General features: G+C 42.3%; 18 protein-coding genes. 10 read left to right on the top strand and 8 right to left on the bottom strand.

The genetic code is table 11. The annotated features are described in order from the left end of the window. Positions 1 to 236: 236 nt before the first annotated feature. The gene (locus SNE_RS04145; protein ID WP_148258942.1) at positions 237 to 707 is read left to right on the top strand and encodes a hypothetical protein; all 471 of its coding nucleotides are present in this window, start codon (positions 237 to 239) and stop codon (positions 705 to 707) included. An 81-nt stretch (positions 708 to 788) separates the two neighbouring features. Here SNE_RS04145 and ftsH read toward each other — a convergent pair whose 3' ends face one another. After that, positions 789 to 3,533, bottom strand: coding sequence for an ATP-dependent zinc metalloprotease FtsH (gene ftsH, locus SNE_RS04140; protein ID WP_041419229.1), 2,745 nt, complete (start codon positions 3,531 to 3,533; stop codon positions 789 to 791). Between the two features lie 216 nt (positions 3,534 to 3,749). Then, positions 3,750 to 4,970: a tRNA lysidine(34) synthetase TilS gene (tilS, locus tag SNE_RS12190; RefSeq protein ID WP_013943079.1), complete on the bottom strand. Its 1,221-nt coding sequence runs from the start codon at positions 4,968 to 4,970 to the stop codon at positions 3,750 to 3,752. A gap of 79 nt (positions 4,971 to 5,049) precedes the next feature. Between tilS and SNE_RS04130 the strand changes: the two genes are divergently transcribed. From SNE_RS04130 to SNE_RS04100, 7 genes are all read left to right on the top strand, one after another. Beyond that, positions 5,050 to 6,144 (top strand): LptF/LptG family permease, encoded by a 1,095-nt coding sequence (locus SNE_RS04130; RefSeq protein ID WP_041418772.1) that lies wholly within the window; start codon positions 5,050 to 5,052, stop codon positions 6,142 to 6,144. Next, positions 6,141 to 7,226: an LptF/LptG family permease gene (locus SNE_RS04125; protein WP_013943077.1), complete on the top strand. Its 1,086-nt coding sequence runs from the start codon at positions 6,141 to 6,143 to the stop codon at positions 7,224 to 7,226. The genes SNE_RS04130 and SNE_RS04125 overlap by 4 nt, the downstream gene beginning before the upstream one ends. Positions 7,227 to 7,230: 4 nt before the next feature. Then, entirely contained in the window at positions 7,231 to 7,959 is a 729-nt protein-coding gene (locus SNE_RS04120; RefSeq protein WP_013943076.1) for a phosphatase PAP2 family protein, read from the top strand. Positions 7,960 to 8,166: 207 nt separating this feature from the next. Then, positions 8,167 to 9,672 (top strand): carboxypeptidase M32, encoded by a 1,506-nt coding sequence (locus SNE_RS04115; protein ID WP_013943075.1) that lies wholly within the window; start codon positions 8,167 to 8,169, stop codon positions 9,670 to 9,672. Positions 9,673 to 9,699: 27 nt separating this feature from the next. Beyond that, the gene (locus SNE_RS04110; RefSeq protein WP_013943074.1) at positions 9,700 to 10,821 is read left to right on the top strand and encodes a TIGR02452 family protein; all 1,122 of its coding nucleotides are present in this window, start codon (positions 9,700 to 9,702) and stop codon (positions 10,819 to 10,821) included. 385 nt (positions 10,822 to 11,206) lie between these two features. After that, positions 11,207 to 11,980 (top strand): MIP/aquaporin family protein, encoded by a 774-nt coding sequence (locus SNE_RS04105; protein ID WP_013943073.1) that lies wholly within the window; start codon positions 11,207 to 11,209, stop codon positions 11,978 to 11,980. Then, positions 11,967 to 12,974: a VOC family protein gene (locus SNE_RS04100; protein ID WP_013943072.1), complete on the top strand. Its 1,008-nt coding sequence runs from the start codon at positions 11,967 to 11,969 to the stop codon at positions 12,972 to 12,974. The genes SNE_RS04105 and SNE_RS04100 overlap by 14 nt, the downstream gene beginning before the upstream one ends. A gap of 273 nt (positions 12,975 to 13,247) precedes the next feature. Here the strand turns inward: SNE_RS04100 and rpsI are convergent, their stop codons facing one another. Both rpsI and rplM read right to left on the bottom strand, forming a co-directional pair. Next, positions 13,248 to 13,637 (bottom strand): 30S ribosomal protein S9, encoded by a 390-nt coding sequence (rpsI, locus tag SNE_RS04095; RefSeq protein WP_013943071.1) that lies wholly within the window; start codon positions 13,635 to 13,637, stop codon positions 13,248 to 13,250. A 14-nt stretch (positions 13,638 to 13,651) separates the two neighbouring features. Then, the gene (rplM, locus tag SNE_RS04090) at positions 13,652 to 14,104 is read right to left on the bottom strand and encodes a 50S ribosomal protein L13 (protein ID WP_013943070.1); all 453 of its coding nucleotides are present in this window, start codon (positions 14,102 to 14,104) and stop codon (positions 13,652 to 13,654) included. A gap of 328 nt (positions 14,105 to 14,432) precedes the next feature. Here rplM and miaB point away from each other — a divergent pair, with 328 nt between their 5' ends. After that, entirely contained in the window at positions 14,433 to 15,764 is a 1,332-nt protein-coding gene (miaB, locus tag SNE_RS04085; RefSeq protein WP_231919519.1) for a tRNA (N6-isopentenyl adenosine(37)-C2)-methylthiotransferase MiaB, read from the top strand. Here the strand turns inward: miaB and SNE_RS04080 are convergent. Continuing rightward, entirely contained in the window at positions 15,730 to 16,326 is a 597-nt protein-coding gene (locus SNE_RS04080) for a hypothetical protein (RefSeq protein ID WP_013943067.1), read from the bottom strand. The genes miaB and SNE_RS04080 overlap by 35 nt on opposite strands. A gap of 161 nt (positions 16,327 to 16,487) precedes the next feature. On the opposite strand from SNE_RS04080, the gene SNE_RS04075 reads away from it, so the two are divergent. Then, positions 16,488 to 17,441, top strand: a complete 954-nt coding sequence (locus SNE_RS04075; protein WP_013943066.1) for a hypothetical protein — start codon at positions 16,488 to 16,490, stop codon at positions 17,439 to 17,441. Here the strand turns inward: SNE_RS04075 and SNE_RS04070 are convergent. The 3 genes from SNE_RS04070 to glgB form a co-directional block, all read right to left on the bottom strand. Further along, complete coding sequence (locus SNE_RS04070) at positions 17,433 to 18,977, bottom strand: protein kinase family protein (protein WP_041418771.1); 1,545 nt, start codon at positions 18,975 to 18,977, stop codon at positions 17,433 to 17,435. The two genes, SNE_RS04075 and SNE_RS04070, sit on opposite strands and share 9 nt — an antisense overlap. A gap of 78 nt (positions 18,978 to 19,055) precedes the next feature. Beyond that, positions 19,056 to 21,047 (bottom strand): NAD-dependent DNA ligase LigA, encoded by a 1,992-nt coding sequence (gene ligA / locus SNE_RS04065; RefSeq protein WP_013943064.1) that lies wholly within the window; start codon positions 21,045 to 21,047, stop codon positions 19,056 to 19,058. Next, entirely contained in the window at positions 21,026 to 23,107 is a 2,082-nt protein-coding gene (glgB, locus tag SNE_RS04060) for a 1,4-alpha-glucan branching protein GlgB (RefSeq protein ID WP_013943063.1), read from the bottom strand. The genes ligA and glgB overlap by 22 nt, the downstream gene beginning before the upstream one ends. Between the last annotated feature and the right edge of the window lie 48 nt (positions 23,108 to 23,155).

The following is a 23,155-nucleotide window of genomic DNA, read 5'->3' as shown; positions in this document are numbered from 1 at the left end:
TCTTTTTTTTCACTTCAATCCATGACTTGTTATGCAGATCCCTATCCAACCATACACTTTTATTATAGCTTGGTCTTGAATGAAGATTTGTTTGCCCAAGCAGATGAAAATATGAAAAACCTAGCGGTCAGTCATTGATGCAAAGTCTAATAAAATGTGGTCTGATTAAAGGTTCCACCTCATATGCCCCTGCATACAGGGGTCAAACAACTCTCAAATTAATAATCTATGGGCTGATGAGTGATCAGGGAATGAGAGAGCGGATTAGAGATGAATTGCGTGAACTCATCATCATTTTTCAATCGGAGCTCCCTTTTAGCGTAGCTCGCTTAGAAACGATTGATGACGATATCAGCACGATGATGTCTCTATACAACTACTTAGTTCAACTCAGCTTTAATCCTCAATTGATCAACGATAGTGATTATCTTAATAATCTCTATCAGGCCTTTTCAAAAGCTGAACCATCTCTTAACGGGTGTGTAAACGACTTGGTACTTTTCAATTGTGATCTGATAGCTGCTGATCTCTATACAGCAGGCTTTATTGTCCTTCCTGACTTCCAGCTGACTGCTAATTTTCAGAATAGCTCAAACCTTCAACCGTTGATGTTGAGTTTAATGACTGATATGAATCAATTGTTTTTTCAGCACATGATCAATCATCTTTTGATAGGCATCAACACGATGATAGAAAAGAAAAGTTAAAACCTAGGTTATTAGAGCAGCCCATCTACGTTAACGTGCAAAGAAAAAAAACCTTTGTACGTTAACATCTGAAAAACTCGTCTAAATCTGTTGTGGAGTCGGATTCATATCTCCACTAGAAGTCTTCTCTGATCTACGAGGAGGTGGAGGTGGAGGCTCTTTGCGATGAGCTTCACTCATTTCTTTGAGTTTTTGCCGCTTCTTATTCGTATCCCATTTTCCATCCATGATCGCGTGGACATCTTCCTTATCTAAAGTTTCAAACTCCATGAGCATATCTGTCATGAGTTGAACTTTATCTTTACTGTCTAAAATCACTTGGCGGGCACGTTCATTTGCTTGATCGAGAAGCTTGCGCACTTCATCGTCGATTTGTTTTGCTGTTTCATCAGAATAGCTTTTTGAGCTAGAGCCAGGAACCATGTAGGAACCCTCGTCACCGTTCGCATCGTATGCGACAGGTCCTAAGGCATCGTTCATTCCCCACTGGCATACCATACTGCGAGCGAGCTTGGTTGCTTGAGAAATGTCCATTTGAGCGCCACTCGAAAAGTCACCAACGAAAATGTCTTCTGCAATGCGTCCACCCATGAGAACAGCTAATCGATCAACTAGTTCTTTTCTCCAGTAGCTGAGCTTATTTTTTTCTGGAACAAAGTGAGTTGCCCCTAAAGAGAAGCCGCGAGGAATGATGGTCACTTTTTCAACAGGATCGGCATGTTCAACCGAAAGGCCGACAATGGCATGCCCTGATTCGTGATAGGCGGTGTGCAGTTTTTCTTTCTTATCGAGTTCTAAACTCTTGCGCTCTTTTCCGTAGCGTACTTTATCACAGGCTTCAAGAGTGTCCTCCCGCGTGACAGCTGAACGTCCTTTCCGCGCTGCTAAAAGAGCAGCTTCATTCAGAATATTCATGAGGTCGGCCCCAGATGTTCCAGGAGTTGCGCGAGCGATATCCATTAATTGTACGGTCTCGTCGAGTTTGATCTTGCGAGCATGAACCTTGAGAATCTCAAGACGTCCTTTGATATCGGGCAGATCGAGCATCACTTGGCGATCAAAACGTCCAGGACGAAGGAGGGCTTTATCAAGAACATCAGGGCGGTTTGTTGCCGCCATTAAGATGACTCCCTCATTGGTATCAAATCCGTCCATCTCAACTAGAAGTTGGTTCAGGGTTTGCTCACGTTCATCATGGCCTCCACCAATTCCTGCTCCTCGATGGCGTCCAACAGCATCGATTTCATCAATGAAGACAATACATGGGGCATTTTTCTTGGCTTGATCAAAAAGATCCCGAATCCGGCTTGCTCCCACACCCACAAACATCTCCACAAAATCAGAACCTGAGATGGAGAAGAAGGGGCGGTCAGCTTCACCTGCTACTGCTTTCGCAATCAAGGTTTTTCCCGTTCCTGGAGGACCGATCAATAAAACACCTTTAGGAATACGTGCTCCAAGAGCTGTAAATTTACTGGGATCTTTCAAAAAGTCAACGATCTCATGTAGCTCTTCTTTAGCCTCTTCCACTCCGGCAACTTCATTAAAAGTGACTTTATGAAGGCTTTTATTGAGCATGCGAGCTGGCGACTTTCCAAAATTCATCGCATTCGATCCCATCCCTTTCATTTGGCGTGAGAAAACGAAGTAGAGGAGAAGGATAATCACCACAACAGGTAGGATCGTCATCAAGATATAGCTGAAGTAATTGGGCGAAGGCTCTTGACTCTTAAAAGTCTTTTCAAGAACAAGATTACGTGGCTGATCTGGAGCTTTGAATGCAGCTCCTTTATTCCCTGTAAAGGCTTCCCATTCACCTTTTGCATGGGCAAACCACAAGCTAAACTCTTCGGGATTTTGTCTTTCTAATGCTTTAGTCGAAAGTTCTTTATTGTTAAAGAACCAAGTCACATCGGCAACACTTTGGCGCGCTTTTCCAAGTTCTGCTTCATTTTCATCGAGCGAACCAATCAGTTGGTTGTACTGTTCAAGATCCACGAGATAATTACGAACACTACGCAGCCCTTCTAAACGGACATTGTTGGTTTCTTTATTGAGTTCGGTAACGATTTCTTCAACTGCAACAAGGGCTGTTTGATATTGAGCGAGTGCTTCTTGAGGGGTAAGGTTCGAGTTAGCAAGGGCGGTATTGATGTTTTGCTCGGTTGTTTTCAAAGTTTGTTTCATCGTTTCATTTCCAATTCCGAGGGTCGGAGATCGAAAACCTTGAACCACTTGAAGAACATTCATTCCAAAACGTTTGACCGCCTCACTTGTAGGATTTGCAGTCACTTGTTTTGCAGTCTGTTTAAGGGTTAAAACATTGAGCTCCTGAGACTCAGCAGACTCGAGCACAACACTATTTTCTCTTTCATGCGTATCAAAGGCTGGGCTGATGATCATGTAGCCCCCTTTGGGGATGGGCAATCCACTGAGGGTTAAGAAACGTTCGCCCGCTTGACGCACATTATCCTGAAGCGCCGTTAAGTTATGTGCAAGATCAGAGCGTCCCTCTTTAAGAGTATGATTTTGATCTAAAAGCTCTAAATAACGGTAACGCGCTTTCGAATCGTCTGACAGTCTCTCTTTAAATTTCCCTGTAAATGTCACAAGGTTATCATTTTGAGCTGTCTTACGACTTTCATCTTTCTGTACAAGGTCTAAGTTGACAAGGTGTTCAACTTGATGACTAAAAGAAACTTTTCCCCCTTTCTCACTCGAAAGGTTTTGAACAGTTAAAATAATCAAAATGGCTGCCAAAAGGAAAAGAATAAATCCCCCTGGAAACCGCTTCTTCTGTTCCGGGCTTTTATTTGGGTTGTCCATACGCCGTTTTATCTTTTTTTTATAAAAACCGAGATCTTTTTTAGGCCCTCTTGGCCCCTTAATTCTTTCTATTACTCGCATGGAATTTCCTAGGCAACTGAAAAGTTTAGATGAGATTTTAAACACTTTTTAGACAAAGGGTTGAATTCGACATCACTGATCTAATGAATTTTAGAAGATTTCTGATTTTCTGCCACCAATTTTTTAAATAATTGATTATGTGATACTTACGCTTCTTCCCGTCAAACATTCTCCCACAATTTTCGATCCAATCACGAAAATTGGTGCTTTATCGTGCAAAAAAGGAGGAACTTGGTGCTTTGCATACCATTTTTTCATTTTCTTTCGCAAGATAGGCGTTAGTTCATCTAAAAGCTTCATTTGACAGTGACTAGGAGTGGTAAGACATGACCCTTTCCAAAAATCTTTCCAGTTGGAAGGCTCTCCTTTCTCCTTCCATAAAGACCTATCAAATGGAGGAATTTCGTTTTTTAGAAGAAAGAGGTAGTCCTTATTTAATATATAGGTAAGAGGGCCGGCTTGAACTTCGGCTTTTGGAGCATTGATAGCAATCAACCTGAGCAAAATCTCACAGCTATCTTGAGAAAGGTGAGCATGAGAGGCGCGAGCCATCTCCTCTAAAAAATAACGCATTTCAAGCACTGGGTACTTCGAAGGATGTTCTAAATACGCCCCGTAGGGCCCTTGAACAAGTTTTTGCATAATCGCCTCCTTTTTTTCGTCTAAATACTGTGAGATCTCCTGAAATAAAAGACCAAGGCGATGAAAATTACGTCCAATTCCCTTTCCAAATTGCTTTTCAAGCTCAGGAAAAATCTTCTGCCGCATCCGTGGACGGAGGTAGCGCAGGTCGAAATTGGTCCAGTCATCAAATGGCTCAAGCTTTTTTCGATTAAGATAAATCAGTAATTCAGCCTTGCGCATAGGTAATAGTGGACGCCATAGAGTCAAGTTTCCTCGCTCTGTTTTGGCTTTGAGACCTCCCAACCCTCCCAAGCGAGCCCCCTCACAAATTCTCTTGAGAACAGTCTCGCCCTGATCATCAGCATGATGTCCAAGTAGAACCGCTTGAAAGCCCCACTTTTCTTGAAGTTCTTGAAAATAGGCATACCGTTTTTCACGGTACCGGTCTTCGAGATTCGACCCTATCATTGGAGACAGTCGCTTCTGATGAAACGGGAGCTTTAAGTGTTTAGCTAGACGGTCGAGTAGAGCTGCTTCTCTTTCACTTTCTTCGCGCCAAGCATGATCGACATGGGCAATGTGAAGTTCAAAGTCGAGTTTTTCTTGGCATTCAATCAAAAGATAAAGAAGGGCAAGCGAATCTCCTCCACCTGATAGAGCCAAAAGGAGTCGTTTTCCTGGAATGAGATTCAAAGTCAAAAAATCTCTCACACATTTAATCGGTTTTTCCATGAAAATAACGCTCTTTTTTTGAGACAAAAAAAGAAAAAGAGTACAATAAGGTTCATTTTAACTCACGTAAAGTTGTCAAATGCCGATCATATGGCGTTATCTTCTTCGAAACTACTTGCAGGTGTTCTTCCTCTGCATGAGTGGCTTTATTGCGATCTTGCTTGTCACCCGCTTGCAAGAGATCGCTCGTTTAGCTGCATTTGACTCAGATATGGGGTCGATTGTCCTTTTTACCCTCTGTCAAATTCCCTACATTCTTCCGATCGCGATCCCCATCTCGGGACTCATAGCCTCAATCCTCCTCCTGCAAAGACTTAGCCATACTCACGAACTCACCTCCTTTCGCTCTGCAGGTCTAAGCTTAAAAGTCATCAGTACCCCCCTTCTTTTAGTGGCATTTCTTCTTTCTCTGATCAATTTCATGATCGTTTCTGAAGTCACTCCCCGCACTCGCCTCTACTCTCAAAAGCTTTTACACCAAGTCATGACTACAAACCCACTCTTTTTAATGAAAAAAAGCAAGCTACTAAAGCTACAAAGCTCTTACGTTGATATGAATATGACACATGTTGGAAAAGAGGCTCGTGATGTCATTTTTGCCATGAAAAATGAGTCAAGTGATCGCCTCACATTGCTCACGGCAAAGAAATTTCATGTCGAAGACAATCAACTTATAGGAAAAAACGTCGCTATTGTCTCACATCTTGATTCAAAAGATCCCGACTTATTTGACCATCTCATCATAGAAAACCAACGGTCTATGGCCACCTCGGCAAAAGCCCTTTCAGAGATGATGCAAAAAAACACCTTTCATCTTGGCTATGAATATCTCCCCATGAGCGAACTGATTGAAACAGCATTTAGTAAAGCAGCAAAACCTAAAACCATTAAACGGATGCGCTTTGAACTTAGCCGTCGTCTCTTTTTCCCCCTGATCACTTACGCCTTCACCTTTATGGGAATTTCCTTAGGACTACAAATTGGGCGCCAGAAAAAAAAGATGGGACTCATTTTAGCGATCTTTTTAGCTGCTTTCACTCTCATCTGCTCAATGGCTGCAAAATCATTTCACCTAGCACCTACAAAGGCGATCCTTTGTTATGTGCTCCCTTTCCCCTTCATTCTCCTCACATCTTTTTGGTTTCAAAAACGGGCTATAGAGGGAATTGAATGATTTGTAAGCAAACATGGGAACGGTACCTTCTGAAAGAAGTCTTAAAAGTCTTCACTCTCTTCCTCCTCTCCTTTTACTTCCTCTATACTGTTATCGATTACTCCATGCATGTACAGGAAATCATCAAAAGCCAAAAAATTTCCCTAAGTAATCTCTGCCTTTATTACTCGATGCTTTTTAGTAAACGATGTGACCTTCTCCTCCCCCTAGCCCTTTTGATAGCCTCTCTTAAAGTGCTTCTTTCATTGAATCGGAAAAATGAACTACTCGCATTTCAAGCAGGTGGGATCAAACTCAAGCGCCTTTTACGCCCCTTTTTCTTCATGGCTGCTGTATGCACGCTCATCAATTACCTCAATTTTGAATGGGTCATTCCACGCTCCTTAACCTTCATTGAACGTTTTGAAAAACACAACTTCCGCTCTAAAAAATCCCAAAAGAGAAAAGAAGAAGGAGTGCATATGCTTCCTCTTGAAGATGGAAGCAGGCTCATTTATCAAGAGTATGATGGAGACGCAAAAGAACTCTTTGATGTCTATTGGCTCCATTCAATTGATAAATTCTTTCACATGAAAAAACTTGCCATTGGGACTGAAATCCCAACAGGGCTGTTTGTCGATGCTTTTTTGCGGACAGAAAAAGGATTGTTAGAAAAAGTTAATTCCTATGAAAATTATCCCTTCTATCGTCTAAAACTCAATTTTGATTTGAAAAATTATATTGGAAAACCCATGGAAAGCCGGTCGATCACTGAGCTCGTCAAGTTGCAGCGAAGTCATAAACCTTTTTGGAAGGAAAAAAAAGATAAGATTCAAGCTCATCTCTACTCAAAACTCCTCCTCCCTTGGCTCTCTCTTTTTGTTATCCTTGGAATTGCTCCCTTTGCGACTTCCTTTTCCCGCAATCTTCCTACTTTCTTGCTCTTTTCTCTCTCGCTCTTTGGTTACATTGCGCTTTTCATGATTTTCGAAGCCTCGACAATCTTAGGTGAATCCCACATTGTTTCTCCTTTCGCCGCTATTTTCACGGTTCCCTTCCTATTCCTTTTATATTTTGGTCGAAAATTTCTTAAATTAGGTTAGACAGATGAATCATTGGAACCTGAAAAAACTCTTCATCCCTCCTTTGATCATCTTGCTTCTCTTTATGAGCTGGCTCACCCCCCTCTTTCGACCCTATTGGAATGCTTTAGATTCTTGGACATTTTACACGCTCAACACATGGATCCAAGAAAACACTTTTTGGCAAAATTTCTGGGCCTTCACAGGGACTCGTCTCATGGATTGGATCCATGACATTTTTATGTTTCTCTTTTTCTTTTACGCAATCAAAAAGGCTACCTCAGATTTAAAGGAGAGAAAAATTGCCGAGCTCATAGGAACGATCTTATTTATGGCCCTAACCATCTGCATCGTCAATGGAATCATGTTCCCCGAGTTCATCCATGCTCCCCGCAAAAGTCCCACTATGATCGATCGAGAAGCTTTTCGCCTTTCCTCTGTGATTGAGTGGACTAAAGTCAAAGATCATTCACGAAAAAGTTTTCCAGGAGACCATGCCACAACAGCCATCTTGTTCACTTGCTTCATCTACCACTTGATGGGCTGGAGACTCGGTATCTTCGCAACAGTCTATGCCATTTTCTTCTGTCTTCCTCGCCTCATCGTAGGAGCTCACTGGCTGACTGATATCCTTTTAGGAAGCTCTCTGATTGCCATCACAATCAGCAGCTTAATTATGGGAACCCCCATAGGAAACAGCGTGTTTCGATTCTTCGAAAAGCTGATTTTAAAAATGCGCAGGCGCACTTTTTAATTTTCTCTCGATAGTGTCGTTATGAGATGATCAATCAAGAAACGGCTAATGGAAGAAAAGTTAAAGGCGACTGATAAAGGAAGCCCAAATTGGGCTTTCGAAGGAAGGCAGCGATGAAATTTTCTCCAGGAGTTGTTTGAGTATAAGTAAAACAGTTAAGATGCTACGATCACGTTTATGAAACAAGGTCAATAGTGGAATAGGCGCATGAGTGTAAAAGAAAAATACGACAGACTCCATAAAATAGGAAAAGAGATCCGATTACTTGTTTCTTTTGGATATTTCCTAGAGTGGGATCAAGAAACCTTTATGCCCAAAGGAGCCATTGAGTTTCGGAGTGAACAAATCGAACTCATCTCCAGCATCACCCACCGTGAAAAAACAAGTGAACGCTTTAAAGAAGCGCTCGAGGCTCTCATCGACTTAAACTCAGGCAAACCCCATTACGAAGACCTTGACGACGAGCAAAAGGCGAACTTACGCGAATGGCGGGAAAGCTATTTGCACGAAACAAAACTTCCCAATGACTTTGTTAAAACGTTTGCTAAAACAGCATCTAAAGCAACCAATGCTTGGGCTAAAGCCAAAAACAACGATACGTTTGAGACCTTCGCTCCTCATCTTCAAGAACTCGTTCACCTCTGTCGAAAAAAAGCCGATTTCATTGGTTTTAAAGAACACCCTTACGATGCATTTCTTTCCATCTACGAGCCCGGAGTCACCACTCAAACTCTAAAAGATCTCTTTGCCACTCTCAAACCATTTCTCAGCGAATTACTAAAGACAGTCTCTCGAAAACAAACCGTCGACGATCGTTTCCTTCGTGGAAACTTTTCTCAGCAATCCCAACTTGAGTTCGACAAACATCTCTTAGAAATCATGCATCTCGATCCCCAACACAGCCGACTTGATCTTTCTGAACATCCCTTTTGTTTGGGTTTACACCCACACGATGTCCGTCTGACTACACATACGGTTTGCTCTAACTTTATGCACTCAATTTCTGCTGTCATGCATGAAGGAGGTCATGCTATTTATGAACTCAACCTTCCTGTAGAACAGTATGGAGCCCCTCTTGGAGAATTTGCAAGCTATGGAATGCACGAAAGCCAGTCCCGTTGGTGGGAAACCATGATTGGACTGAGCCGCCCATTTTGGGAGTTTACCTATCCTAAACTCCAAAGTACATTTCCCAATCCACTTGATAAGGTCAACCTCGAAACCTTTTACCAAGCTATCAACCGATGCCGCCCATCCTGTATCCGAATCTTTTCAGATGAAATTTCCTATGTCTTGCACATCATTCTCCGTTTTGAAATCGAACTCGCATTTCTCGAAGGCAAACTTGAAGTAAACGACCTTCCCCAAGTTTGGAATCAAAAGATGCAGGAATCTCTTGGTATCACTCCTCAAGACGACAAAGAGGGGTGTTTACAAGACATCCATTGGGCTGCAGGTCTATTTGGTTATTTTCCAACCTATGCGCTGGGTAACCTCTATGCCGCTCAACTCTACCAAGTCTTTATCCAAACATTTCCCGACCATCAAGACCGGATACGGCAAGGAAACCTCACCTTCATCAAAGACTTTTTAAAAGAAAAAATTCACCGTTTTGGTAAACAATACCCCCCTCTAGAACTTCTTGAGAGAGCAACAAGCTCCTCTCTTTCTCCAGAGCCCTATATGAACTACCTCAAAAACAAGTTCCAATAAAGTTCCTATCTTTCTATAATATTTGCCATGAGTACTGTTAACCCTCCAGATTCTTCAAAAACGGAATCGACCCGTATCGTCTACTATTATCCGAATCAACCCCTGCGTACAAATTTAAACCATACGATTTCAACAATTTCCTCATATGTTCCCGAAATGCAACCCTTTTCATGGCTTAAAATCCCTTTAGAATGGTTTCGCTCACTCATCAACTCGATCTTCCGTTTCTTTGAAAAAGCATCTGCAAAAAATCTTGAAGCAAAAAAACCTCTTGAATCTCAAAAAGACTCTGTCCCTACTCCACCTAAGCAAGACCTTGGCGACATGACAGTATTGCAAACAATTTTTGAAGAGACAAAACAAGCGCTCGATCAAGGTTTTTATCTTCTCCCGGACAAAACCAAAGTCTGCTTAAACCTTGAGCCGATGAAAAAGTCAACAAAAGTATGGACTCATAACGATCTCCATGCAGCGACTGACCTTACAGGTCTTCCTACTTACAAAACAATCTTTGAGACCCTCGATTCAGACACTATCGTAGCAGGATTAAAACTCTTAGATGAGGGGCTCAACCCTCTTCTTCTCAATATGGCCAACCGGTATTCTCCTGGTGGTGGCGTAACAAGAGGCTGTTTAGCCCAAGAAGAAGAGCTCTGTCGTAAATCAGCTCTTTATGCCTCTATCAACCCACCTGATAATCCACACATCGCAACTCAAATGGGCAAACACTACCTGATTCCAGAACATGGCTGCATTTACACAGCACACGTTCCTGTCATTCGTGAAAGAAAAGATGGCTATTTTACTTGGATTGCATCTCCCCAAGAGCTCAGCTTTGTTTCTTCTGCAGCCTATGACTGTCGCCCAAAAAGTACCCAATACAATCCCACAGGAAAAGACTTTGAAGAAGGAATGAGACTGAAGATTCGATCTCAAATCCGTTGCGCGTTAAAGCATGGACATGATTCTCTAGTCTTAGGAGCCTATGGTTGCGGAGCCTTCATGCAAGACCCAAAACAAGTCTCCACCTGGTACAAGGAAGAGCTAGCTCCCTACCAGCAATATTTCAAAAAGATCTGCTTTGCAGTGCTTATTGCGCGTCCTTCGGACCAAGCTAACTACGATTCCTTCCACGCTCTCTTCTCCTAATCTTCAAAGTTTAGTATTTTTCCTTACCTCATGCTCTTCTCAATATCTATTGCTTGAATTTTTAACGTCTTGCGCTTTCCTAAGTAAATACGATACAGAAAAACGAAAATTCGTAGCAGACAATCTCGAACAAGTCTAGCAAAGGTTGACTATCTGAAACACTTGAAGTAGTTTGAGTACAAACTGAAATGAATTCAAAAGTTGGGAATTTGAGCAGCAAAGAGGTACCTTTTATCATTCAAAAGATACGAATGTCTTATGCAGTTAAAAAAACAATTCTTGAATTCATTTTATTATATCAATAAGAAATAAAGAAGAAGCTGCTGTTAAGCTATATAAGTCTCTCTTCAAAGAGAATCGTTAATCTCTACAGCAATAGCACGTTATGGCTAAAATGATGCGACATCACCTTCCTGAATACTTAATTGAAGCCGCTGGTCTCGCCATTTTTATGATCTCAGCGGCTTTTTTCACAGTTCTTTTTGAAGAGTATTGGGTTGTCTCCTCTCCTCTCGCACGACGCTTTTTTGAAGGGATCGCTATTGGCCTTACAGCACTTGGACTGATCTATTCCCCCTGGGGAAAGCAATCGGGAGCTCACTTTAACCCAGCCGTGACATTGACATTTTGGCGCCTTGGCAAGGTCCATCATATCGATTTTGTTTTCTATGTTATTTTTCAGTTTATTGGAGGTTACGTCGGTGTGGTTCTCTTTGATCTATTTGCCCAAAAACCGTTCCGTTCAGCTCAAGTCAATTTTATTGTCACTGTTCCGGGAAAGCCTGGCCTATTGGCCTGCTTCTTTTCCGAAATGTTTATCTCATTTATTTTGATGCTCACTATTTTGGTCGCCACCAATATTCCCAAACTGGCCAGGTACACAGGCCTATTTGCAGCGATTTGGATCATGCTGTTCATCACGTTTGAAGCGCCTTACTCAGGAATGAGCATGAATCCTGCCCGGTCAGTTGCAACAGCGCTACCGAGCGGCATTTGGACGGCTATGTGGATCTATTGTATTGCTCCCTTTGCAGGTATGCTCCTGTCAGTCGAGTGTTACAGGCTCATTCGCAAAGATACTTCCGTCATCTGCGCGAAACTGCATCATCTCAATCCAAAACGTTGCATTTTCAAAAGGTGTGGATATGCGCCTCATTAACCTGTTTATTTTCTTGCTCTCTTTTCAACTACATGCCGGAGTTTTTTCCCAACCATTTGAAAAGCCATCGGTTGATGCCGTCATTTCTTATGCTATGACTGTTGAAGAGATGGATCGCTCTGTGGAATTCTACACGAATGTTCTAACATTCACAAAAGTTGCAGACTTTTATGTTTCGGGAAGTGCGTATGATAAACTTTACAACCTAGACAACGTGCGGATTCGTGTTGTCCGCCTTAGACTAGGGCAAGAAACACTCAATTTAATGCAATTTGATAAGCCAAAAGGGAGGAAAGTTCCCGTCAATGCTGAAAGCAATGACCGGATGTTTCAGCATATTGCCATTGTCGTCAGTAATATCGATAGTGCTTATGCTAAGCTTCTCAAAAATGGAGTGGTAAACATTTCGCCCAACCCCCAAAAACTCCCTGAATGGAACCGCAATGTCGCAGGCATCGAAGCCTTCTATTTTAAAGATCCCGATGGCCATCCTCTTGAGATCATTCACTTTCCTCCCGGGAAAGGGAATCCACGCTGGCAGGAGGCTCTTGGACTCCTCTTTTTAGGAATTGACCATTCAGCCATCGTCGTTAAAAGCACAAATAAAAGCTTGGCATTTTACCATAGCCTTCTCGGGTTAGATGTCATGGGAAAATCATTCAATTATGGGCCCGAACAGGAAAAGCTCAACAACGTCAAAGGGGCCAAGCTGCGCATTACCTCTCTCCATGCTGAAAAAGGGCCTGGCATTGAGCTGCTCGAATATGTGAGCCCGAGCACAGGAGCAGACATGCCATCTGATACAAAACCCAATGATCTGTGGCACTGGCAAATTCGCCTCCAAGCCCCTCGTATTTCAGATCTTTACAAATCGCTCGTTCAAGCAAATATGGCCACACATGGAATCCTCACTTTTACAAATCCCTATCTAGACTATCATGAAGCGTTTCTAACAGCAGATCCAGATGGGCATGCTTTATTAATCACCCGCTAGTTTTATATACTCAAACAACTTCAAAAATGAGTTGGAGTAAGTTGATTTACTTATCAATATTTAAAGTTCTTACATCCAATTAGCATTAATCAAAGCAATCACATTGTCCCTCAGACCAAATTTCCTGTCCTCTGTTTATCTTTGGCCACACAAGGAGTGAGATTGAGAGGAGTTTGGAATGATACCCAAACTCCTCCTCCAATCTCACTCCAAAAAAAACCCCAGGCTAAAAGCCAGGGGTCATGTAAAAAGAAAAGAGAGGTGATTGGTAGTTTATCGCTTAGAAAACTGGAAGCGTTTTCTAGCGCCAGCGAGACCGTATTTTTTACGTTCGCGTTTACGTGGATCACGTGTTAAATAACCTTCTGCTTTAAGAACTTGCCTATGGTGCTCATCTTGAGCAACAAGTGCTCGAGCAACACCAAGTCTTGCAGCAACTGCTTGACCAGCAATTCCGCCACCTTTGGTGCGAATGATCAAATCGTGACTATCAGTCAGTCCTAGTTTTTCAAGAGGAGCGAGAACAGTTTTTCTATCGAGTGCAGAAGGAAAGTAATCTTCAAACTTTCTTCCGTTAACATCAACTTTGCCTTTGCCTTTACGAAGTCTAATAGCTGCGATAGCTCTTTTGCGTCTTCCTACTGCGAGTGCTTCTTTTACCATTTACGTTCCCTTATTTATACGTCTACTTGGACAGGCTTTTGTGCTTGTAATGTGTGACTATCTTCAGCAAAAATTCTAAGCCGTTTCATCTGTGCTCTTGCAAGTTTTGTTTTAGGCATCATTCCTTTGACAGCTAAACGCAAGATTTCAGTTGGTTTTTTTTCCATCATTGCGCGGTAAGTCGTTTTACGACCTCCGCCAATATGGCCAGTATAGCGATGATATTCTTTTTGGGCTTCTTTGTTCCCAGTGACTTTCACTTTTTCTGCATTCACTACAACCACTCCGTCTCCAGAGTCAACGTGTGGTGTGAAAGTCGTTTTGTGCTTTCCACGTAATACTTTTGCAATTTCAGCTGCAAAGCGTCCAAGCGTTTTTCCGTTAGCGTCTAGGAGGATCCATCCTCTCATCGGTTCGGCTTCTTCCTTGGATAAAAGCATCGTTTCGTTTTTATTTCGTCTTGCCATGTGTCGTTTCCTGCAAGTCAATTCGTTGTTTTTGGTGAAAATATACTCTTTTTTTACTTTTTTGCCAAGAGGGTTTTCGCAGATATTTTCATTTATCTTAAACAAGAATAATTTATCTTATATTTGTTATAATTGTTTATATTTAAATAATTTTTATTTAATTTTTTTTATTATTATAAATTGATTATTAAAATAAAAATCTCTCAACCCCCTCTTGCATGAAAGGATACAGATGTCTAAACTTCTTTGAAAAACTGAAATGAATGAGGGCGTGTTGTCAATTACGCGCTCAAGAAACCCAAGTGACTCCATAGTTATGCATAAGAATGTGAAGAAGTTTTATATCCGCACCTACGGATGCCAAATGAATGAGCTCGACACCGAACTGATGATCGGCCAGCTAGTCCAAAGAGGACTTGAGCGCGTACACGATGAAGAGGACGCCGACCTTCTTATCTTTAATACCTGCTCAATTCGAGACCTTGCAGAGCGAAAGGTTATGGGGAAAATCGGTCAGATTGGTCGCTCTAAAAAGAAGAAAATCATCGGGATCACCGGTTGTATGGCCATGGCTAAAAAAGAGACCCTTTTCCGAAAATTACCCAATGTCGATTTTGTGATTGGAACGAATAATATCACAGATCTTGGAAGTGTCGTCGACGAGGTCTTAGAAACGGGTGAAAAGCGAATTAAAACCGATGACAAATTCGAAGAAAATCTCGACTATTTCGTAGCTAAGCGGGATGACACCGTGAAAGCCCATGTTTCTATCATCCGTGGATGCGATAAATTTTGCACTTACTGTGTGGTTCCCTATACTCGAGGACAAGAGGTTTCTCGACCCCCCCAAGATATTGAAAAAGAGTGCCGCTTACTCGCTGACCAAGGTTATAAAGAAATCACCCTCCTTGGGCAAAATGTGAATAGCTACGGAAAAGACCAAGTAGAGTGGAAAGAGCTTTTTCATGACCTTCTTTACCGCCTAGATAAAATCGATGGAATTGAGCGGATCCGGTTTATGACGAGTCACCCCATTGACATCACGGTGCAGCTCATGGAAGCGATTCGGGACCTCCCCTCGCTCTGCGAATTTGTCCACTTTCCCATCCAAGCTGGATCAAGTCGCATCTTAAGAAAAATGCATCGGATCTACACGAAAGAAGAGTACCTTGAAAAGGTTTCCCTTTTTCGGAAAATCGTTCCCAATGTTTCACTTGGCACCGACATTATTGTTGGCTTCCCGACTGAAACTGAAGAAGAGTTCCAAGAAACCTATGACGTGTTCAAAGAGATCCGTTATTCAGTTGCATTCCTCTATACTTTCAGTCCGCGAAAAGGAACTCCAGCTATGCGTTGGCGCGATGACATCCCACAAGAAGTCAAAGAAGAACGCCTTCAACGTCTGATGGGTCTCTACCATGAAATCTGCACGGAAGAGCGGCAAGCCATATTAGGAGATGAAGTTGAAGTTCTCGTCGACCGCTGGAACCGAGATGGACAGCTCCGTGGGCGAACACGTTGCTGGAAAAAAGTGATTTTCCCAGGCGATGAGTCGTCCATTGGAACGTTGCAGAAGGTAAAAATTCACAGCTTCAATCACCAAACGTTAATAGGCGAGCGTGTTCCTACATCATTAGATCCCGCTCAGGCTTCTGCTTAACAACGGCTGCCATCAATAGGCCTGCCAAAAACCAAGTGATGACCAAATCGGCTACGCTAATCAATAAAAAGAGGTTGCCTCCGCCGAACCAATTCCAATTCGGAATACTGCCCAGGACCCCAATAATGAGTCCCATAGTCGTCACAAAAAGGAGGCGCCCCATATAAGAAGATTCGGCTGCCTTCAATAGCAAGAAACTAATCAAGGATGCTCCAACAAATTGGGTCAAAAAAGAAATAATATACTGCTTGGGGCTGGTATAATCGATCCCTTTTCGTTTGATCTGTGCATAGATAAAGGGGCCTTCTTTTGTTTTTGACTTATCTGGATCAACTTTGTCTTTGAGCTCGCTAGGAGTCAGCGCAGTTTTCGAAGAACCTTTATGCGGAATGATATAAACACCGTCTTTTTTCACATTCTCTTTGATCACCCAAGAGACAAATTCTTCATTACTGAAAGATTGAAGAGTCCATTCATGCCAAGGCAAGACCATCCAAGAAACAAAACTCCAAACAAAAGCGATGATTCCTCCTAGAATTCCCCCAAAAATTATTCTTCCCATATTCGATCACCTCATGGTCGTGTAAAAATTTTAATCTAGGCTACTCAAGAACTTCTTTAGCGTCAACAGAGGTTTATACTCAAAAATTAGAAAATTAATTCTTTGAAATTGAATTAATAAATTCTGTCGGGTTATAATTTTTTGAAGAAACAAAGGTTTATATGGCTACAATTCAAAGAAATTATTCTGATTTAATTGCAAAAGCTGAAGAAGCTGCTGTCTTCAATTTCAACCAATTCGGTTCCTTTTGGAGCGGGGTCGATGATAAAAATCCTCGCGCACAAGACCATTTAATCGACTTGCTCCAAACCGCGACAACAAAACTCAATACTTGTATCCGCCTTTACCGGACATGGCATACAAAAGAAAGTTTCGAAGCCAAGGAAACCTTAGAGCATCTTCAAAACGTTGAATCTCTATACAAACGCACGATAGAAACGAATTGCGGTCGACTTTACCAATTTTCTCGAGCTGCTTTAGACTTACAGCCTTCTGATTCCCTTCCAGCTCTACCCATTTGTTTTCAAGAAGCTCAAGAAAATTTTCAAGTGCTTGTAGAATTTTTATTTAGGGAAATGGACGGGGAAGACATCCAAACTGCTACAGAAAGATCTTCTTTTGGATGGCGCGAGATGGTTTGGCAATCTGTTTACCCAAAATATCTAGGTGAAATTCTCGGAGCAATCGATAGCTTAATTCATCAAGAAGGTTTTTTTACAGAGACAAATGACGTTGTCGAAGCAAAGCTTTTTGAAATTCAGGAGCGCTTAAAAAAGGCAAAAGATAAAAAGTCTCTTCTAGAGGTTGAAACCGAGCTAAAAGATCTTTTCGCTCTAGCTTTTTCAAAGCCCCCTAATGGCTTGGGATATGGTCCTGGACTTAATCATCGGATGAAGTGTTTAGCAAAGCTTGAAATTCCAAAAAGGTGTGAAAAGTTTTTTGCTCCTCTCTTTCAAAGCATTTTTGCAGAGCAATTAAAGAGAATCAGACAGCTTGTATATAGCGGTATAATCCCAGCTTTTTTGATGAATACTCTTAAGTTGGCTGTTGATGCGGCCTCCAAACCATATCTGGTTAAAGTAGGAGATTTTAAAGCGCCTGATCGCTCAACTTAGATTCATTACAAGCCATTCTCGAATCACTTTTGCTGACTCAACTTTGCCAGCAACATCTAAACTGTCTGCAAGAGATTCAATTGCGGCATACATGACTACGGGATTCGAGCGTGCATAATTTTGCAATGGCTTGATCAGGTTTAAAACATCTTTATCAGAAACACCTAAAAAGATACATTCTCTTGCAAGTTTGACAGCATTTCTCCACGATTCAGGGCCCTCATGTACAAAGTTTTCCAATTGGAAAACGGCGTTTCCAATTAATTCCTCATCCTTCGGATTTTTTTGAATTTTTTCAGTTAGCTCTGAAATCACACGGCTTGCATGATCAGCATTTACTTTTGACTCTTTTAAGCCTTGGAGCACTGCTTCTCCAATAAATTCTTCAATTGGAGTCTCTGATTCGAAAGCGAAAGCTAAGGCTGACTTAAAACTCGTTGAGTCAAGATAATCGACAACTTCTCCTGGAGTGAGACCTATTTCCGCGCCAATTTGAAAAGCAGCTGTCGTCGCTTCTAATAAATCTAAACTTTCCTTTGTGAGAGGAGCAGGTAACCCTTCTAAATTTTTTCTCTCTTCTTGAGGATTGATCGTTTGAAGGTATTTGATGACTTTAGGTTGAAACGGCTTATCCATTTGAGGCCAAAATCTCCAGCCCATTTTAATTTGAGGCTGATTCTCATGAGTGCTAATACAAGGTAGAATGTAATCTAGATCAATATGTGTGAGTTCAACTTTACCCTCGCGTTTCTTGAAAAGAACATTCCCAAGGTGTCCATCTCCATCATAGAGTCGCCCACGAAACACCCCAGCAAGCTGCACTTCTTCCGCTCCAAGTTTAAATCTGTCGATTGGTGGAAGTGCATTGAGTTCACCACTACTTTTTCGAAAAGTTTGGAGCGATCCTATCTCCTCATCTCGATAACTTAAAGTTGAAAGAGGAACATCAACAAACGAGCCATGCATTCGACTCAATAGATAAGCTCCTACTTGACGTTGTGCAACAGCTGCATTATTGACTCCGGGAAATGGGGAGGGTTTATCACTCAATGGTTTAAAGAGACTGGCTTTCTTTCCTAAGGTCGGATGAATTAAAAAGTGACTTGTATTAGCAGAAACTGCACCGTTTTTTTCAGTTCCAACTCCTCCAGAATTCACACAATAAGAAACGACAAATTCATAAATCGCTTCATAAACTTTTGGGGCTTTCTCTGGGCTTAACCGGTCGAGTCGTTCCATTCTTTTTAAATAGAGTGGAGAGATAGAGTACTTGTCTAAATTCTTTGCAGCTCGTTGAAGATGGAATGCATGCAACTCAAGCATGTCATGCAGAAACTGTGAAAGTTGCTTCTGATCTGGACTTTTTGGATCGAGGAGCTTTAGAGCTTTCTCAGCCCTTAAAAAAATAGGCTGTTCTTCAGGTGATAGCGTCTCTTCTGCCAATTCATTTAGAAACCCTTTGTATTCATCATTATATCTCTGATAATGTGATACTTGTGAAGATAAACTTGAATTTATATTCGTAAAATCGCTCATGAACCCCTTCCTTTTTTATAATTATAACATATTAAAAAATTAATTTAAATAAATGTTAAATTATTGATTTAAAGTAGTTTAGAGAGATGCTTTAAAGGATTTTTCGTCCAGAATGGACACCCCAAGCTGCTTTGCTTTATCGTATTTGGAACCTGGATCTTCTCCGACTAAGACAAAGTCGGTCTTTTTACTGACGGAACTAGAGACTTTCCCCCCACGTTCTTTGATGAGATTGGCCGCATCTGTTCGTGTAAATTCTTCGAGAGACCCGGTAAGAACAAAGGTTTTGCCTGCAAAGGCATGACCTGTAATTTTTTTGTGTACTGCGGTCGGTGTGACACCTAGCTCAATGAGTTCATCGATTTCTTGAGAGTGCTTTTCGTCTGAGAAAAACTCAACAATCGACTCAGCCACTTTATCACCCACTCCATCAATTTCACATAGCTCTTCTTCTGTCATCTCTTTGAGACGGTCCATCGATCCAGCCGCATCGGCTAAGAGCTGCGCGGTCCCTTCTCCGACATAAGGAATGCCAATAGCAAAAATGAAACGGGCAAGGGTTACTTTTTTCGATTTCTCAAGACTATCAAGCAAGTTGTGAATCGACTTTTCTTTGAACCCTTCAAGCTGAGCAAGCTCGTTTTCGGTAAGGCGATACAAATCGGAGAGACGTGACACAAATCCAATCTCGACGAGCTTTTTGACAATTTCTGGTCCAAGATGATCGATGTCCATGGCGTTTTTGCTAGCAAAAAAACTGATGCGCCGCAAGTTTTGCCCTCCACAAGAGATGCGATTGGGACAGCGAACGGCTACTTCTCCTTCTGTGCGGATCACTTTGGCGCCGCAAATAGGGCAATGGGTGGGCATATGCCAAGGTTTCGATTCTTTAGGTCGTTTGCTTTGGATCACTTCGACGACTTTAGGGATAACATCGCCCCCTTTTTCAATCATCACCGTGTCATGGACTCGAATGTCTTTGCGGGCCACTTCTTCTTCATTATGTAAAGTCGCTCGGGAAATGGTACTTCCAGCAAGAGGAACAGGGCGTAGTTCTGCGACAGGTGTGAGAACTCCTGTGCGTCCGACTTGGACGATGATGTCTTCAATTACGGTTTCTGCTTGTTCGGGAGCAAATTTGTAGGCAGCTGCCCAACGCGGGCTCTTTCCTGTAGCTCCCAAAATGTCATGATCACGGAGATGATTCACTTTGATCACAATTCCATCAATTTCAAAAGGGAGAGAAGGACGTTCTTTTTCAATCCGATCGGCAAAGGCAAAAATTTCATCAAGGGATTTGCAGACAGTAAAGTGTTTTTCACTTCCTACAGGAAGTCCCATTTTTTTGAGAAAATGGTGATTCTCTGCTTGGGTTTTGAGGATTTTTTCACGGGTGATAACATTGTAAAAAACGATGTCGAGCTTCCGTTTAGCCACTTCGGTGGCATCGAGCAGTTTGAGTGAGCCCGCTGCGGCGTTCCGTGGATTTGCCCAGGTGACATCTCCCGCTTCTTCACGTTCACGGTTCATCTCAGCAAAATCTTTCGTCGGAATGAAAACTTCGCCTCGCACTTCGAGAAGATCGGGGATATTGGTTCCTTTGAGTTCATGGGGAATGGAACGAATCGTTTTCACGTTAGCCGTGATATCATCTCCTTTGCGTCCGTTTCCACGGGAAACTGCTCGCACGAGTTTTCCGTCTTCATACCGCAGAGAAAGGGCCACTCCATCCATTTTGAGTTCAACGCAAAATTCTACATCTTCCCGCTCGAGAAGTTTATAGACACGAGCAACAAAGTCAGCCACTTCCTCCCTTGAGTAGGTATTCGCAAGAGAAAGCATCGGCACATCGTGCTCCACTTGTTTGAACCCTTTTGTCGGCTGCTCCTGGACTTGGCATGTCGGAGTGTCTGCTGGGACCCACTCAGGGTGAGACGCTTCAATTTTCTCAGCTTCTTTAAGTAGCAAGTCATACTCATAGTCGGTGATTTCTGGCATCCCTTGATCAAAATAGAGCTGATTGTGCCTTTTGATTTCTTCTAAAAGTTTCAGGTACTCTTTTTTTGACATAAGATGCTTGTTGCAAAGGGTGCTAGATTCAGACATGCGTTACTGATGTTTGGGTTTAGTATGCCATACCCTCCATATTCTTGCGAATCGGTATTAAAAATTTCAATGGGCATGAAATTTTTACAGGGAATAGCGACATTTTCTAGCTTTCGAGAAGTGAGATTATGAACACAGAGGAGAGTCTCGTTTTTTGCATGACGAAAATAACTAAAAGTCATTTCGGTATCCACCCATTCAAACCCCTCTTTTGAAAAATCTTCTTCCCAAAGTGCAGAGTGGTGTCGATAGAAATGATTGAGGTCTCGGACACAACATTTCAGCTTCTGATGCATCGGAAGTTCAATCAGGTGCCACGGAAGTTCCTCTTTGCAATTCCACTCTTTCCAAAGACCAAACTCCCCTCCCATGAAAAGGAGTTTTTTTCCTGGATGACAGATCATGTAGCTCAAAAGCAGGCGTAAATTGGCAAATTTTTCCCACTCATTTCCTGGCATCTTCGACAGGAGGCTTTTTTTCTCATGCACAACCTCATCATGAGAAAGAGGCAGGAGATATTGTTCGTCGAAGTAGTAGGTGAATTCATGCGTTAGAAGGTTTTTTCGATGATCACGGTAGTCAAATCCCGTTTGAAAAAATCTTAAGGTGTCGTTCATCCAACCTAAACCCCACTTGAGGTGAAATCCAAGCCCTCCTTCAGAAACAGGTTTGGTCACTCCTGGGAAAGCGTGAGACTCTTCTGCAATCATCAAAACACCAGGAAACTTTTTTTGCACTTGGGTGTTGAGTTCTTGCAAAAACGCAATCGCTTCAAGGTTTTCATTGCCTCCCTTTTCGTTCGGAATCCACTCCCCTTTTTTACGACCATAATCGAGATAGACCATCGAAGAAACAGCATCGACGCGAAGTCCATCAATGTGCATCTTTTCGAGGTAATAAAGGGCGCTTCCAATGAGAAAATTGATCACTTCAAAGCGGCCGTAGTTAAAAATATGAGTATTCCAGTGTGGATGATACCCCTGTCTGGGATCTTGATGTTCGTAAAGATGGGTTCCATCAAATTGGACAATCGAGTGTAAATCTGTTGGAAAATGGCCGGGAACCCAATCAAAAATCACTCCAATATCGTTTTGATGGAGATAATCGACCAAATACTGGAAGTCTGCAATTGTTCCATAGCGGCTCGAAATCGCATAAAACCCCGTCACTTGGTATCCCCATGACTCATCGAGAGGATGCCCCATGATTGGCATGAATTCGACATGAGTGTACCCCATTTCTTTGCAGTAATTGGCAAGATGAGGTGCTACTGTGCGGTAATTCATGAATTCAAAGCCTTGCATTTTCCAAGAACCCATGTGGATTTCATAGATGTTGAGTGGCTGTTTTAAAGGAGCATCACTTGTTCGCCTTTCTAGCCACTTATGGTCTTGCCAAACATGCTCTTCACTGCGTGTGACAACAGAAGCCGTGTTGGGTCGCATCTCCCCTTGTAAGGCATAGGGATCGGCTTTGAAGAGCCCATGCCCTTCAGAAGTGAGGATGTAAAATTTGTACTTTTCCCCTTCTTTTAACCCCGGAACAAAAAGCTCCCACACTCCCGAGGCTCCCATGAGCCGCATCGGATGCAAATGGGGATTCCAGTGATTAAAATCGCCAACAAGGGAAACCGCCTGAGCACAAGGAGCCCAAACAGCAAACTTCACCCCAGCGATTCCATAGTGAATAGTTAGCCTCCCGCCCATCACCTCGGCGATTTTTTCATGCTTCCCTAATGAAAAAAGACGTTCATCTTCATTGGAAAATGTTGGGAGAAAGGAGTAGGGATCGTGTGCTTCAAGTCCTGACGGATGGGTAATACGGTAATCGGTTGCGCCAATCGAGGAATCAACCATAAGCTCAAATAGCCCCGCAGTGTCTACTGCTCTTGCCTGGCAAACTTTCCCCTTCACTTCCAATGCAGCCTCAGTCGCTTCAGGCCGCCAAAGACGAATCACCTTTCCCTCAGGCAACTCATGGAGTCCAAGCAATTTATGGGGGTCTTTCATCAATATTTTTTGCATACGTTTTTTCTACAGAAAAAACAGTTCTAAAGCAAGGGGTGTCATCAA

Origin of the sequence: Simkania negevensis Z, from assembly GCF_000237205.1 — a bacterium.
Lineage (GTDB): Bacteria > Chlamydiota > Chlamydiia > Chlamydiales > Simkaniaceae > Simkania > Simkania negevensis.
The sequence above is the reverse complement of the archived record's forward strand: the minus strand, read 5'-3'. Positions and strand labels throughout refer to the sequence as shown.

Excerpts from the sequence above, each read along its gene's own strand:
- glgB (WP_013943063.1), bottom strand. The coding sequence starts at position 23,107 with ATGCAAAAAATATTGATGAAAGACCCCCATAAATTGCTTGGACTCCAT.
- SNE_RS04110 (WP_013943074.1), top strand. The coding sequence starts at position 9,700 with ATGAGTACTGTTAACCCTCCAGATTCTTCAAAAACGGAATCGACCCGT.
- ftsH (WP_041419229.1), bottom strand. The coding sequence starts at position 3,533 with ATGGACAACCCAAATAAAAGCCCGGAACAGAAGAAGCGGTTTCCAGGG.
- SNE_RS04075 (WP_013943066.1), top strand. The coding sequence starts at position 16,488 with ATGGCTACAATTCAAAGAAATTATTCTGATTTAATTGCAAAAGCTGAA.
- SNE_RS04105 (WP_013943073.1), top strand. The coding sequence starts at position 11,207 with ATGGCTAAAATGATGCGACATCACCTTCCTGAATACTTAATTGAAGCC.
- SNE_RS04120 (WP_013943076.1), top strand. The coding sequence starts at position 7,231 with ATGAATCATTGGAACCTGAAAAAACTCTTCATCCCTCCTTTGATCATC.
- SNE_RS04100 (WP_013943072.1), top strand. The coding sequence starts at position 11,967 with ATGCGCCTCATTAACCTGTTTATTTTCTTGCTCTCTTTTCAACTACAT.
- ligA (WP_013943064.1), bottom strand. The coding sequence starts at position 21,047 with ATGTCAAAAAAAGAGTACCTGAAACTTTTAGAAGAAATCAAAAGGCAC.
- rplM (WP_013943070.1), bottom strand. The coding sequence starts at position 14,104 with ATGGCAAGACGAAATAAAAACGAAACGATGCTTTTATCCAAGGAAGAA.
- SNE_RS04080 (WP_013943067.1), bottom strand. The coding sequence starts at position 16,326 with ATGGGAAGAATAATTTTTGGGGGAATTCTAGGAGGAATCATCGCTTTT.
- SNE_RS04145 (WP_148258942.1), top strand. The coding sequence starts at position 237 with ATGAGTGATCAGGGAATGAGAGAGCGGATTAGAGATGAATTGCGTGAA.
- SNE_RS04115 (WP_013943075.1), top strand. The coding sequence starts at position 8,167 with ATGAGTGTAAAAGAAAAATACGACAGACTCCATAAAATAGGAAAAGAG.
- SNE_RS04070 (WP_041418771.1), bottom strand. The coding sequence starts at position 18,977 with ATGAGCGATTTTACGAATATAAATTCAAGTTTATCTTCACAAGTATCA.
- SNE_RS04130 (WP_041418772.1), top strand. The coding sequence starts at position 5,050 with ATGCCGATCATATGGCGTTATCTTCTTCGAAACTACTTGCAGGTGTTC.
- rpsI (WP_013943071.1), bottom strand. The coding sequence starts at position 13,637 with ATGGTAAAAGAAGCACTCGCAGTAGGAAGACGCAAAAGAGCTATCGCA.
- SNE_RS04125 (WP_013943077.1), top strand. The coding sequence starts at position 6,141 with ATGATTTGTAAGCAAACATGGGAACGGTACCTTCTGAAAGAAGTCTTA.
- tilS (WP_013943079.1), bottom strand. The coding sequence starts at position 4,970 with ATGGAAAAACCGATTAAATGTGTGAGAGATTTTTTGACTTTGAATCTC.